The organism is Streptomyces sp. BoleA5 (assembly GCF_000373665.1).
Classification (GTDB): Bacteria; Actinomycetota; Actinomycetes; order Streptomycetales; family Streptomycetaceae; genus Actinacidiphila.
Map to the genome: position 1 here is coordinate 1 of NZ_KB892120.1, position 13717 is coordinate 13717.

General features: G+C 71.8%; 9 protein-coding genes and 1 pseudogene. 6 read left to right on the top strand and 4 right to left on the bottom strand.

Annotation, left to right across the window (positions count from 1 at the left end; translation table 11 throughout):
* Window positions 1-906: ketol-acid reductoisomerase (gene ilvC, locus B085_RS0128575; RefSeq protein ID WP_018562034.1), on the top strand; the 906-nt coding region annotated here is incomplete at its 5' end.
* Window positions 907-1159: 253 nt separating this feature from the next.
* Window positions 1160-2749: a phosphoglycerate dehydrogenase gene (gene serA / locus B085_RS0128580; protein ID WP_018562035.1), complete on the top strand. Its 1590-nt coding sequence runs from the start codon at window positions 1160-1162 to the stop codon at window positions 2747-2749.
* On the opposite strand, the gene B085_RS0128585 is transcribed toward serA, so the two are convergent.
* Together B085_RS0128585 and B085_RS0128590 are read right to left on the bottom strand one after the other, a co-directional pair.
* The gene (locus B085_RS0128585) at window positions 2733-4040 is read right to left on the bottom strand and encodes a glycosyltransferase 87 family protein (RefSeq protein WP_018562036.1); all 1308 of its coding nucleotides are present in this window, start codon (window positions 4038-4040) and stop codon (window positions 2733-2735) included. The genes serA and B085_RS0128585 overlap by 17 nt on opposite strands.
* Window positions 4041-4194: 154 nt before the next feature.
* On the bottom strand, window positions 4195-5382 hold the full coding sequence (locus B085_RS0128590; RefSeq protein WP_018562037.1) for a PucR family transcriptional regulator: 1188 nt from the start codon (window positions 5380-5382) through the stop codon (window positions 4195-4197).
* Window positions 5383-5524: 142 nt separating this feature from the next.
* Here B085_RS0128590 and B085_RS0128595 point away from each other — a divergent pair, with 142 nt between their 5' ends.
* Both B085_RS0128595 and pruA read left to right on the top strand, forming a co-directional pair.
* Window positions 5525-6454 (top strand): proline dehydrogenase family protein, encoded by a 930-nt coding sequence (locus B085_RS0128595; RefSeq protein ID WP_018562038.1) that lies wholly within the window; start codon window positions 5525-5527, stop codon window positions 6452-6454.
* Window positions 6455-6489: 35 nt separating this feature from the next.
* Window positions 6490-8130: an L-glutamate gamma-semialdehyde dehydrogenase gene (gene pruA, locus B085_RS0128600; protein WP_018562039.1), complete on the top strand. Its 1641-nt coding sequence runs from the start codon at window positions 6490-6492 to the stop codon at window positions 8128-8130.
* A 420-nt stretch (window positions 8131-8550) separates the two neighbouring features.
* Here pruA and B085_RS0128610 read toward each other — a convergent pair whose 3' ends face one another.
* Window positions 8551-10158, bottom strand: a complete 1608-nt coding sequence (locus B085_RS0128610; RefSeq protein ID WP_037732664.1) for a purple acid phosphatase family protein — start codon at window positions 10156-10158, stop codon at window positions 8551-8553.
* A gap of 130 nt (window positions 10159-10288) precedes the next feature.
* On the opposite strand from B085_RS0128610, the gene B085_RS0128615 reads away from it, so the two are divergent.
* Both B085_RS0128615 and B085_RS0128620 read left to right on the top strand, forming a co-directional pair.
* Window positions 10289-11326 (top strand): 3-isopropylmalate dehydrogenase, encoded by a 1038-nt coding sequence (locus B085_RS0128615; RefSeq protein ID WP_037732666.1) that lies wholly within the window; start codon window positions 10289-10291, stop codon window positions 11324-11326.
* A 208-nt stretch (window positions 11327-11534) separates the two neighbouring features.
* Complete coding sequence (locus B085_RS0128620; protein WP_018562043.1) at window positions 11535-12623, top strand: branched-chain amino acid aminotransferase; 1089 nt, start codon at window positions 11535-11537, stop codon at window positions 12621-12623.
* 96 nt (window positions 12624-12719) lie between these two features.
* Here B085_RS0128620 and B085_RS48265 read toward each other — a convergent pair.
* Window positions 12720-13708, bottom strand: a pseudogene (locus B085_RS48265) (cytosine permease); the annotation flags it as partial.
* Window positions 13709-13717 lie beyond the last annotated feature (9 nt).

Below are 13717 nucleotides of genomic sequence, written 5' to 3' on the forward strand. Positions count from 1 at the left end.
CACGCGCTGTCGCTGCGCGACTCGGGGGTCGATGTGCGCGTCGGCCTGCACGAGGGCTCCAAGTCCAAGGCGAAGGCCGAGGAGCAGGGTCTTCGCGTGGTCACCCCCGCCGAGGCCGCGGCCGAGGCCGACGTCATCATGATCCTGGTCCCGGACCCGATCCAGGCGCGGGTGTACGAGGAGTCCGTCAAGGACAACCTGAAGGACGGCGACGCGCTGTTCTTCGGACACGGCCTGAACATCCGCTACGGCTTCATCAAGCCCCCGGCCGGTGTCGACGTGTGCATGGTCGCCCCCAAGGGCCCGGGTCACCTGGTGCGCCGTCAGTACGAGGAGGGCCGCGGCGTCCCGTGCATCGCGGCGGTCGAGCAGGACGCGACCGGGGGCGGCTTCGCGCTCGCGCTGTCCTACGCCAAGGCCATCGGCGGCACCCGTGCGGGCGTCATCAAGACGACGTTCACCGAGGAGACCGAGACCGACCTGTTCGGTGAGCAGGCGGTGCTCTGCGGTGGTACCGCGGCGCTGGTCAAGGCCGGTTTCGAGACCCTGACCGAGGCCGGTTACCAGCCGGAGATCGCGTACTTCGAGTGCCTGCACGAGCTGAAGCTCATCGTGGACCTGATGTACGAGGGCGGCCTGGAGAAGATGCGCTGGTCGATCTCCGAGACCGCCGAGTGGGGCGACTACGTCACCGGCCCCCGCATCATCACCGACGCCACCAAGGCCGAGATGAAGAAGGTCCTCGCGGAGATCCAGGACGGCTCCTTCGCCAACAACTGGATCGCCGAGTACAACGCCGGCCTGCCGCGCTACAACGAGTACAAGAAGGCCGACGAGAACCACCTGCTGGAGACCACCGGCAAGAAGCTGCGCAAGCTCATGAGCTGGGTGGACGAGGAGGCGTAAGTCCTCCGCACCGCGGTCTGCACGGTCCCGGGGGCGCCGCGCCCCCGGGACCTGCCGCTTTGGCCACCCCGTACACCCTCGTGCGGGTGATCCTTCCACGTTGGCGCAGGATGCCGGGCCCGCCGCCGATAGACTCCACTAACAAGCGCGTCAGGCTCACAGCGTCGTGCGTCTTCCACGCGGCATGCCATCCCTCTCCACCGCCTTCGGCCGTCGGGACGCGGCCGTAGACCAGGGACTAGTGAGGACTCACGTGAGCAACCCCGTCGTACTCATCGCTGAAGAGCTGTCGCCTGCCACCGTCGACGCCCTCGGTCCGGACTTCGAGATCCGGCACTGCAACGGCGCCGACCGAGCCGAACTCCTGAGCGCGATCACCGATGTCGACGCCATCCTGATCCGCAGCGCCACCAAGGTCGACGCCGAGGCCGTCGCGGCCGCCTCCAAGCTCAAGGTCGTGGCCCGCGCGGGCGTCGGCCTGGACAACGTGGACGTCTCCGCCGCCACCAAGGCCGGCGTCATGGTGGTCAACGCCCCGACCTCCAACATCGTCACCGCCGCCGAACTCGCCTGCGGTCTGCTGATCTCCGTCGCCCGCAACATCGCCCCCGCGAACGCGGCCCTCAAGCAGGGCGAGTGGAAGCGCAACAAGTACACCGGCGTCGAGCTCGCCGAGAAGACCCTCGGCGTGGTCGGCCTCGGCCGCATCGGCGCCCTGGTGGCTCAGCGCATGTCGGCCTTCGGGATGAAGATCGTCGCGTACGACCCCTACATCCAGCCCGCTCGCGCCGCCCAGATGGGCGTGAAGATCCTCAGCCTCGACGAGTTGCTGCAGGTCTCCGACTTCATCACGGTGCACCTCCCCAAGACCCCGGAGACGGTCGGCCTCATCGGCGAGGAGGCGCTGCGCAAGGTCAAGCCGCACGTCCGCATCGTCAACGCCGCGCGCGGCGGCATCGTGGACGAGGAGGCGCTGTTCGCCGCGCTCAAGGAGGGCCGGGTCGGCGGCGCCGGCCTGGACGTGTACGCCAAGGAGCCCTGCACGGACTCCCCGCTCTTCCAGTTCGACAACGTGGTGGCCACCCCGCACCTGGGCGCCTCCACCGACGAGGCCCAGGAGAAGGCCGGCATCTCCGTCGCCCGCTCGGTGCGCCTCGCCCTCGCCGGTGAGCTGGTGCCGGACGCGGTCAATGTCCAGGGCGGGGTCATCGCCGAGGACGTCCGCCCCGGCCTGCCCCTCGCCGAGAAGCTCGGCCGGATCTTCACCGCCCTCGCGGGCGAGGTGGCGGTCCGCCTCGACGTGGAGGTGCGCGGCGAGATCACCCAGCACGACGTGAAGGTGCTGGAGCTCTCGGCCCTCAAGGGCGTCTTCGAGGACGTCGTCGACGAGACCGTCAGCTACGTCAACGCCCCGCTCTTCGCGCAGGAGCGCGGCGTCGAGGTCCGCCTCACCACCAGCAGCGAGTCGCCCGACCACCGCAACCTGGTCACCGTGCGGGGCACCCTCTCGGACGGCACCGAGGTGTCCGTCTCCGGCACGCTGGCGGGTCCCAAGCACATCCAGAAGATCGTCGCCGTCGGTGACGACGACGTGGACCTGGTCTTCGCCGAGCACATGGGCTTCCTGCGCTACATCGACCGCCCCGGTGTCGTCGGCACCATCGGCCGCATCCTGGGCGACGCCGGCATCAACATCGCGGGCATGCAGGTCGCCCGCGACCAGGCCGGCGGCGAGGCGCTGGTCGCGCTCACCGTCGACACCGCGATCCCCGCGCCGGTGCTGGCCGAGATCGCCGAGGAGATCGGCGCCACCTCGGCCCGCGCGGTCAATCTCGAGGACTGACGGCCGGTTCGCTCCGCTGGGGGCGGCCGACCCGGGAGATCCGGGTCGGCCGCCCCTTCGCCGTCAGCGTCGCCATCGCGGGGGAGCCGGCCCGGAAGCGCAGCGCCACCGCCGCGAGGAAGACCAGGCCCAGCACCGGGTACGGAGAGGCCAAGGGCTGCAGCCACCACGCCAGGTGCAGATCGAGGTCACCGGCCTTCGGCACGATCCACAGGGTGCGCGCCAGGAAGACCACCGCCGCCACCCGCAGCGCCCAGCGCGGCGCCTCGGCGGCGAGCAGGATCAGCATCGGCACGCACCACACCCAGTGGTGCGACCAGCTGATCGGCGTGATGAGCAGCGCCGTGACCGCACAGCACACGACTCCCCAGGCCTCCCGGCCCAGGCGGCCCATCCGCACCGACACCGTGAGGCCCGCGCAGGCCACCACAAGCGCGGCGACGGCCCAGACCGCGCCGGGGTGGGCGGTGTGCAGCACCCGGGCGGCGAAGCCCTGCAGCGACTGGTTGTCGACGATCCACACCTTGCCGATGCGGCTGGTGTCGAAGACGCAGCGGGTCCAGTAGTCGACCGTCGCGCCGGGCAGCGCGAGCGCCCCCAGCAGTGTGGTCCCGGCGAACCCGGCGGCGGCGACCGCGGCCTCCTTCCGCCGGCCGGTCAGCAGCAGGTAGACGGCGAAGATCGCGGGGGTGAGCTTGATGCCCGCCGCCACGCCGATCGCGAGGCCCTTGCCGCGTGCGCCGTCCGGCCGGCTCACGTCCCACAGCACCAGCACCGCCAGCAGCAGGTTGATCTGGCCGTAGAGCATCGTCTGGAAGACCGGCTCCAGCCACAGCCCGAGGGCCATGGCCAGGAGGACCACCACCCAGCGCGAACCGCGGGCGCGCGGCCACCCCGTCGACCGGCAGGACAGGTACGCCAGCAGCCCGAGCAGCAGCAGGTTGCCGCCCATGAAGGCCAGCTTCAGCAGGGGTACGGGCAGCCATGTCGTCGGCACGAACAGCAGCGCGGCGAACGGCGGGTAGGTAGCCGGGAGGTTCCACTCGGTGACGGTGAAGCCGTACAGGTCGGTGCCGTCGACGGCGGCCGCGCCCTCGGCGCGGTAGACCTGCATGTCGGCCATGGGCACGGCCATCGACAGGCACAGCGCGGTGAAGGCGGCCAGTGACACGACCAGCAGCAGCCCGGCGAGGAGCAGTCTGCGGTCGGCGCGAGGTCTGCCGGGAACGGTCGGCGGCGTCCTCCACAGCGCTGGGCGTTCGCGTCCGTGGGCGTCCGTGAAATGAGTCACCGGCTCCCGATCCCCTTGTTTCGCCATCCGCGGTGTCCGCGCCGGACGCGCGGTTCGCCCACGTCCTACGCGTGTCGATCAAGCCCCCCTGGGCCCTGCCGGCCCGAGCCTCGCGTCACGTTACTTGTGCCCCCTCGGGTCGGCAACAGTCCCTTCAGTCCCCGAGCCCGGCCGTCTTGAGGGCTATGTGGAGCAGCAGCCGGTCCTCCCCGTCGTCCAGGTCGAGGCCGGTCAGCCGCTCGATGCGGGACAGCCGGTAGTAGAGCGTCTGCCGGTGTATCCGCAGCTCCGCGGCGGCGCGCCCGGCCTGCCCCGCACGGTCGAGGTACACCTCGGCGGTATGTGCGAGGTCGGAGTGCGAGGGGTCGAGCAGCGGACGCACCGCCGGATCCACCGCACCGGCGGGCAGCGCGGCCAGCATCCGGTAGGGGCCGATGGCGTCCCACTCCGCGGTGCGACCGAGCCGCGGCTGGGCGCGGGCGGCGCGGGCGGCGGAGACGGCCTCGTGCCACGCCTCGGGCAGTTCGGCGAGCCCCTGGCGGGGGGTGCTGATCCCGGCCCGCGCGCTCGGTTCCACCGCCCTGCCGTTGCCCTCCATCAGCCGTGCGGCCGCGGTGAGCGCCGGCCCCGACATCGTCGCCGAGCGCAGCCGTACCAGGGCGGCGAGCGCCGCGACCGGGGGCTCCCGGTGCGTGTCGGGGGTGCTTTCCTGCGGCGGCACCACGCACAGCGCGGCGGCGCCCGGCACGCTGCGCGGCCCCGGTGCGTCGCCGTCCTCGCCGCCCGGCCAGGGCAGGACGCACACCACCGCGTGGGCCTCGTCCGCGTCCGGGCCGAGTGCCTCCCGCAGCGCCTCACGGGCGGCCGTGCGGCCGGGCCCGGGGGCGGAGCCGAGGAGGTCGCCCAGCGCCCGGCCGGCGTCGGCGCCCGCGCGGGACTCGGCGGCCAGCAGTGCGCCGATGCGGGCGGCGACCGCCATGGCGGCGGCCAGCTGGGCGTCGGTGTACCCGCTGGTGTCCAGCAGCCACACGTAGCCGTGCACGACGCCGCCGTGCCGCACCGGCAGGCACAGCCGGGGCCTGAAGACCCCGGCGTCGGGCGCGGCCGGGATGCGGACGGGGGCCGTGGCCCGGGCGATGCCGAAGCGCTCGAACCACGAGCGGACCTCGGCGGTGGAGCGGCGGGTGAGGATCGACCGGGTGCGCACCGGGTCCATGGCGCCGTCGTCGTCGCTGTCGTGGGCGCCGAAGGCGATCAGCCGGAAGTCGCGGTCCTCCAGGGTCGCCGGGGCGCCGAGCAGCGCCGAGACCTCGTCGACCAGCTCCTGGTAGTCACCACGCACGCCGCCATTCTCCCTCATACATCTGTATGAGGGAGACCGATCCGATGCGTGACAGCTGTCGATGGCGGGCGGGGTAGGTGAATCCTAGATTTCACGGCGACGCTGCCTGCCCCCTGGGCAGCCCTTCAACCAGGAGGAGACCGTGCTCGGTCCCGTGCTGCTCGCCGCCTCGCGCAGCGACCGTATGCGCCGCGTCGTCGCGGGCGCGCCGATCACCCGCCCCGTGGTGAACCGCTTCATCGCGGGTGACGAGCTGGCGCCCGCCATGGACACCGTGCGGTCGCTGGCCGCCTCCGGCCTGGAGGTCACGCTCGACCACCTGGGTGAGGACGTCACCGACAAGGCGACCGCGCTCGCCACCCGCGACGCCTACCTGCGGCTGCTGGAGGCACTGAAGGCCGAGGGCCTGGGCACCCGCGCCGAGGTCTCCGTCAAGCTGTCCGCCTTCGGGCAGGCCCTTCCGTCCGGCGGCCACGACATCGCGCTGGAGAACGTCCGCCCCGTCGCCGACCTGGCGAGCGAGATCGGCACCACGGTCACGCTCGACATGGAGGACCACACCACGGTCGACTCCACCCTCGCGATCCTCGACGACCTGCGCCTGCGCCACCCCGGCACCGGCGCCGTCCTGCAGTCGTACCTCTTCCGCACCGAGGAGGACGCCCGCAACCTCGCCGTCGCCGGCTCCCGCGTGCGCCTGGTCAAGGGCGCCTACAAGGAGCCCGCCAATGTGGCCCACCAGGACAAGGCCGAGGTCGACCGCGCCTACGTGCGCTGCCTGAAGATCCTGATGGCGGGCGAGGGCTACCCGATGATCGGGTCCCACGACCCGCGGCTGATCTCCATCGCCCAGGAGCTCGCCCACCGGCACGGCCGCAAGCAGGGCTCGTACGAGTTCCAGATGCTGTACGGCATCCGCACCGCCGAGCAGCGGCGGCTGGCCGAAGAGGGCGAGCGCATGCGCATCTACGTCCCGTACGGCGCAGACTGGTACGGGTACTTCATGCGGCGTCTCGCGGAGCGGCCGGCGAACCTGGCCTTCTTCCTGCGGTCCTTCCTCCCCACCCGCTGACCACGACCCCACAAGGACACAAGGAGCTGTCTTCCATGGACGCTGTGACCCAGGTCCCCGCCCCGGTGAACGAGCCGGTGCACTCCTACGCCCCGGGGAGCCCGGAGCGGGCCCGGCTGGAGGCGAAGCTGAAGGAGCTGGCCGGGAACCCCGTCGAGCTGCCGATGACCATCGGCGGCGTGCGGCGGATGGGCGGCGGCGAGCGCTTCGACGTCGTACAGCCGCACAACCACGGCGCCCGCCTCGGCACCTACGCCAACGCCACCCAGGACGACGCCCGCGACGCCGTCGAGGCCGCACTGGCCGCCGCCCCGGCCTGGCGCGCCATGTCCTTCGACGACCGCGCCGCCATCATCCTGCGCGCGGCGGACCTGCTGGCCGGCCCCTGGCGCGAGACGATCGCCGCCTCGACGATGCTCGGCCAGTCCAAGACCGCGCAGCAGGCCGAGATCGACAGCCCCTGCGAGCTGGTCGACTTCTGGCGCTTCAACGTGCACTTCGCCCGGCAGATCCTGGCCGAGCAGCCGATCGCCAACTCCCCGGGTGTGTGGAACCGCCTCGACCACCGCCCCCTCGAGGGCTTCGTCTACGCGATCACGCCCTTCAACTTCACCGCGATCGCCGGCAACCTGCCGACCGCGCCGGCCCTGATGGGCAACGTCGTGGTGTGGAAGCCGTCCCCGACCCAGACGCACGCCGCCGTGCTGCTGATGGAGCTGCTGGAGGAGGCCGGGCTGCCCAAGGGCGTCATCAACCTGGTCACCGGCGACGGCATCGCCGTCTCCGAGGTCGCCCTGGAGCACCCGGACCTGGCCGGCATCCACTTCACCGGTTCCACCCGGACCTTCCAGCACCTGTGGAAGACGGTCGGCAACAACATCGACAAGTACCGCTCCTACCCGCGGATCGTCGGCGAGACCGGTGGCAAGGACTTCGTCGTCGCGCACCCGTCGGCCGACCCGGCGGTGCTGAAGACCGCGCTGACCCGCGGCGCCTTCGAGTACCAGGGCCAGAAGTGCTCCGCGACCTCCCGCGCCTACATCCCGCGCTCGCTGTGGGAGAACGGCTTCAAGGAGGAGTTCGCGGCGGAGGTCGACGGCCTCACCATGGGTGACGTCACCGACCTGTCCAACTTCATCGGCGCGGTGATCGACGAGCGCGCCTTCGCCAAGAACAAGGCCGCCATCGACCGCGCCAAGGCCGACCCGACCGTCGAGGTCGTCGCCGGCGGCACCTACGACGACAGCGTCGGCTACTTCGTCCGGCCGACCGTGCTGGTCTCCTCCGACCCGGAGAACGAGATCTTCCGCGAGGAGTACTTCGGCCCGGTCCTCGGCGTGCACGTCTACGACGACGCCGACGAGGGCGCCTTCGAGGCGATGCTCACCCAGATGGAATCGGTCGCCGCGTACGCGCTGACCGGCTCGGTGGTCTCCCGTGACCGCGCCGCCGTCGCGCACGTCATGGACAGGCTGCGCTTCGCCGCGGGCAACTTCTACATCAACGACAAGTCCACCGGCGCCGTGGTCGGCCAGCAGCCCTTCGGCGGCGGCCGTGCCTCCGGCACCAACGACAAGGCGGGTGCCGCGCAGAACCTCATGCGCTGGACGTCGACCCGGTCGATCAAGGAGGCCCTGGTGCCCCCGACCGACTACCGCTACCCGCACATGGGCTGATCTCCGCGTCACCCGGACGAGCCCGCAAGGGGCAGGGCCCGGTACCCCCGATTCCGTGGGGTGCCGGGCCTTCGCCGTCTCAGATAGTAGGAAGTCCGAGTAATTGTGGAGACAGATCGGCCGAGCTGTCCTAGCTTTGTAGAAGCCGAACGTCTCGCTCCACCAGCGACCGGCGGACGTCAGCCGCGCACCTCTGGCAGGTCACCCCCTGCAGCGCCGCTCCCCGCCCCGTTCTATGGCGACACAACCCTCCTCTTCTTCTCCGGGAGCTGTTCACCATGGACGAGACCGCCCGCAAGAACGCCGCCGAAGCCCTCCAGCGCGCCCTGGACCGCCGTGACAACGGCGGCTCGACGGGTCACGAGCCGCGATGAGCGGCCCCCTCGTGCCCCGCCGGATCAGCCGTCTGCGGCGCCTGGCCTATCTGGCCGTGCGCGCGATGGTGAAGTGATCGATCCGTCTGCCGTTCTCGGCGAGTGCCGAGACGACCAGCCGCGCCGTCCCGCCGGACGGCGCGGGCAGCGACTCCACGGACAGGAACGAGTGGCCGGTGTAGCGGACGCGTGACCACTCCACCGTCTCCGTCGCCTTGTGGGCACCCCTCACCCAGCGATAGGTGTCCACGCTGTCCAGGTCCTTGACCCGCCCTTCGTGGCTGTCCGGTACGGGGAAGGCGTACAGGCTCTTCCCCGCGCCGCCCGCCGTGACGTAGACGATGCCGTCCCGCTCGGGGTGCGTGGTCGCCCCGACGGGGACGGCCCTGCCCACCGCGTCGCGGCGTACCGCGTCGGTGCGCTCGTAGACGTGGTTGTGCCCGTTGACCACCAGGTCGACGCGGTGCTTCTCGAAGAGCGGCACCCAGGCCTCGCGCACCCCGCCCTCGGAGGCGTGCGCGCTGGTGGTCGAGTAGGCGCAGTGGTGGAAGAAGACGACCAGGAAGTCGGTGCCGCGTCGCGCCCGCAGCTCGCCCAGCCGCCGGTCCAGCCAGGCCGTCTGCCGGCCGCCGCTGATCCCCCGGTTGGCCGGGATCTCGTAGGACACGTCGTTGGCGTCCAGCGCCACGACGGCCACGTTGCCGTAGGCGAAGGAGTAAGCGCCGGGGATCCGCGCCGGGTCGGGGCCGTCACCCGGCAGGGTCCAGCGGGCCTCCTGGCCGCCGTAGCCGTTGGGGGAGTACCAGGCCTCCATGTCGTGGTTGCCGAGCGCGACCATCCACGGGACGCGTGCGGCGACGCTCTCGGTCTGGGCGAGGAACTGGTCCCAGACGCGCGCGTCGTAGATGTCGTCCTTGGCGCCGCGGCCGGAGTCGTCGGCGTAGCAGATGTCGCCCGCGTGCAGGTGGAACGCGGGGTTCTGAGCCAGGATCAGACTGTCGTTGGCCAGCGCGTGGTAGCTGACGCCCTGGTCGCCGAAGGCCGTGAACACGAACGGCCGGCGCTGCGCGGGGTCCGGGGCGGTGGTGAAGGAGCTGATCGTGCCGTAGGCGGACGGCACGGCGGGGTCGAAGCCCCGGTGCCCCACGCCGTAGTAGTACGTGGTGCCGGGGCGCAGCCCGTCGAGCGCCGCGTGCAGGTAGTACTGCTCCACCGCGGGCAGTTCCTTGCCGAGCGCGGCGGTGTGCAGCGAGCGCACCTGCGCCTCGATCCGCTGCCCCAGGTCCCAGGGGCGCAGCCCCACCCGTACGAACGGCCCCCGCACCGGCAGCGGCACCTGCCAGGAGACGCGCATCTGCGTTTCGGGGTCGGCGCCGAAGGCCAGGTGACGGCCGAACGGGGCCACCAGCGCACCGTCCACGTGCGCCGCGGCCGGCGGGGCGAGCACCTCGGGGAAGCGCGCCGGCGCGGCGGTCTCCCCGCCGGCGTACGCGGACGCGCCCAGCACACCGGCCCCGGCGACGACCCCGGCGGCCGCGACGCCGCCCCGGATCACCCGTCTGCGGGAATGCCGCTCCCGCAGGTGGGCGTGCTGCTCAGCCATGCTCAGACGGCCGGCGAGGTGCTCGTCGATGCCCATCCGTGGAGTGTCCATGGACAGGGAGTTCCCCTCCGCCGCCGACTCAGCACGGTCAGACGGGTGAACAGCACCCGGCGGGCACGCACCGCGTCCGCCATGCGGACATCACGTGTCATTCCCTGGACGGAAGAGTAGGGTTCTCGCCATGTCTCGCAGCGTCAGTCTCGCAGTGATCCCCGGTGACGGAATCGGCCAGGAAGTGGTGGCAGAGGGCCTCAAGGTCCTGTCCGCCGTCCTCCCGCAGGACGTGAAGCTGGAGACCAAGGAGTACAGCCTCGGCGCCAAGCGCTGGCACGAGACCGGCGAGACCCTGCCGGACGCGGAACTGGAGCAGCTCAAGGCGCACGACGCCATCCTGCTGGGCGCCGTCGGCGACCCTTCGGTGCCCTCCGGCGTCCTGGAGCGCGGTCTGCTGCTGAAGCTCCGCTTCGCCTTCGACCATCACGTCAACCTGCGCCCCTCCCGGCTCTTCCCCGGAGTGAAGGGCCCGCTGGCCGGTGAGCCGGACATCGACTTCGTCGTCGTCCGCGAGGGAACCGAGGGCCCCTACGTCGGCAACGGCGGTTCCCTGCGCACCGGTACGCCGCAGGAGGTGGCCACCGAGGTGAGCCTCAACACGGCGTTCGGCATCGAGCGCGTGGTGCGCGACGCCTACGCCCGCGCCCAGGCGCGTCCCCGCAGGAAGCTGACGCTGGTCCACAAGAACAACGTCCTCGTGCACGCCGGACACCTGTGGAAGAACATCTTCGACAGGGTCGGCGAGGAGTACCCCGAGGTCGCCACCGACTACCTGCACGTGGACGCGGCGACGATCTTCTTCGTCACCCAGCCCGAGCGCTTCGACGTGATCGTCACCGACAACCTCTTCGGTGACATCCTCACCGACCTGGCCGCCGCCGTGACCGGTGGCATCGGCCTCGCAGCCAGCGGCAACATCAACCCGGGCGGCGAGTTCCCCTCGATGTTCGAGCCGGTGCACGGCTCCGCCCCGGACATCGCCGGCCAGGGCAAGGCCGATCCGACCGCCACCGTGCTCTCGGTCGGCATGCTGCTGCAACACCTCGGGTACACCGCCGAGGCCGAGCGGATCGAGGCCGCCGTCGCCGCGGACCTCGCCGAGCGTTCCGCGACGCGCAGCACCTCCGAGATCGGCGACGCGCTCGCCGCGCGAGTAGCCGGCTGACCGCCGGGTAAGCCTCCGCCAGTCGGCCCGGCCGGTCAGCGACCGCACCACGACTGACCTCCACCTCCCGGGCCGCGCATGTACGTCCTCGGCCCCGCCGCTGCGATAATCGGCGGTGGGGCCGCTGTGCGAGGGGAAACTCGGACGTCCTAGCAGCTGAGGACGTCGGGTGCGGTCCGCCCTGACCCTGACGCGAAGGACACCACACATGACGACGCCCACGATCGAGCTCAAGCCCTCCTCGCACCCGCTGCCCCACGCGCAGCGCGAGGCGATCCTCGCCAGCCCCGGCTTCGGCCGCCACTTCACCGACCACATGGTGACGATCCGGTGGACCGAGGGCCGCGGCTGGCACGACGCGGAGCTCGTGCCGTACGCGCCGCTCTCCATCGACCCCGCGAACATGACGCTGCACTACGCGCAGACGATCTTCGAGGGGCTGAAGGCCTACCGTCAGCCCGACGGGTCCGTCGCCACCTTCCGTCCCGAGGCCAACGCCGAGCGCTTCCAGGCCTCCGCCCGCCGCCTGGCCATGCCGGAGCTGCCCGTGGAGACCTTCATCGCCGCCGTCGACGCGCTCGTCAGCCAGGACAAGGAGTGGGTGCCCAGTCAGGGTGAGCAGTCCCTCTACCTGCGCCCGTTCATGTTCGCCACCGAGGTCGGCCTCGGCGTCAAGCCGGCCAACGAGTACCTGTTCATGGTCATCGCCTCCCCGGCGGGCGCGTACTTCCCCGGTGGCGTCAAGCCGGTCTCCGTGTGGCTCTCCGAGGAGTACGTCCGTGCCGCGCCCGGCGGCACCGGCGCCGCGAAGGCGGGCGGCAACTACGCCGCGTCCCTGGTCGCACAGGCCCAGGCCATCGAGCACGGCTGCGACCAGGTCGTGTGGCTCGACGCGATCGAGCGCCGCTGGATCGAGGAGATGGGCGGCATGAACCTGTACTTCGTGTACGGGGACAGGATCGTCACCCCCGAGCTCACCGGCTCCCTCCTCCCCGGCATCACCCGCGCATCGCTGCTGCGCATCGCCGCCGACCTCGGCTACGAGGTGAGCGAGGGCCGCATCTCCGTGGACGACTGGAAGAACGGCAATGCGGACGGATCGCTGACCGAGGTCTTCGCCTGCGGCACCGCCGCGGTCATCACGCCGGTCGGTTCCGTGAAGTCCACCCGCGCGGACTGGACCGTCGGCGACGGGGGGTCCGGCGAGGTCACGATGAAGCTGCGCAAGGCGCTGCTCGACATCCAGACCGGCCAGTCCCCCGACGTCCACGGCTGGATGCACCCCCTGGGCGGCTGACCGCCCGCCGTCCGCGTACGGCGCCGCCCGGGGCAGGGCCGGGGCGGCGCCGCACTCCTGCCGCGCGGCGGCGCGGCCGGGCGGGGAGCGATCCGTCTCACGCGGTGACCGCGACCCGTTCCGGGGTCCGCACGGCGGCACGGGGTGCGGGCGGCCCGCGTCGAGCACCAGGTACACCGCGGCCGTGACGGCGCCTGAATCCGGAAGGCCGAGGTCGATCGCGCCGGTCACGGGCAGCAGGGGCCCGCTGTACGCCGGGGTGTCGACGGAGAGCAGCCCGATGCCCGACCCCGCCGGTCAGGCGACCGCGGCCCGCACGTTCCCGCCGCCGCGGCACCAGTACAGACCGCCGCGGGCGCGCCGGTTGCAGACCTGGGGGGCGTCGGCGTCGTAGCGCACCCGCACCCGGGCGAACCCGATGAAGGTGATCACCGCCCACGGGGTGCCCACGGCGGTGAGCAGCAGCGGGAGACAGCGGCGACCACGTAGGTCGCCCGCGTGCGCGTCGCCCGCGGCGGGATCGCGTCCAGGTCCCAGGCCCATGCTGGGGAGCATCAGCCCCGCGTTGCCCACCGGAGCCGGCCGAGGCGTTGACCGGCAGCGGCACCAGGTACCACGCGGGGGCAGCCGCGACGAGGGGCCCCGCGTAGTCCTCGCCGGCCCCGACGGCGAGCGCGGTGAAGGTGCCGAAGGTGGGGCACCAGCAGCCCGGCGACGAGCCCGGCGCAGCCGGCCCGGAGGACGCGCGGCTGGGAGAAGCGGCGCGGCGATATGTAGCGCGTGTAGTCGCCCAGCAGCGTGATGAACGCGATCGGCCCGCTCAGGCGCGCGGAGACCGCGGCGAGCAGCCAGGTCGGCCAGAAGCCGCCGAGCAGGTACTGCGTGCCGGCGGGCGCGGCCGTGCTGAAGTCGCCCGCGTACGCGACGACCCCGATCACCAGCAGCACCGTCAGGCCTGTGGACAGGGCGCGGCTGAGTCGCAGCAGCATCCGGTAGCCGAAGACCGCGGATGTGGCGGTGCACGCCGCGAGCAGGGCGTACATCACGGCTTGTCGCGCCGCGAAAGTTAGAACGCCACTCAATTTCTTCCGACC

Bases quoted from the DNA above. Each gene is read 5' to 3' on its own strand.
- pruA (WP_018562039.1), top strand. From the start codon at position 6,490: ATGGACGCTGTGACCCAGGTCCCCGCCCCGGTGAACGAGCCGGTGCAC.
- B085_RS0128610 (WP_037732664.1), bottom strand. From the start codon at position 10,158: ATGGACACTCCACGGATGGGCATCGACGAGCACCTCGCCGGCCGTCTG.
- B085_RS0128620 (WP_018562043.1), top strand. From the start codon at position 11,535: ATGACGACGCCCACGATCGAGCTCAAGCCCTCCTCGCACCCGCTGCCC.
- B085_RS0128615 (WP_037732666.1), top strand. From the start codon at position 10,289: ATGTCTCGCAGCGTCAGTCTCGCAGTGATCCCCGGTGACGGAATCGGC.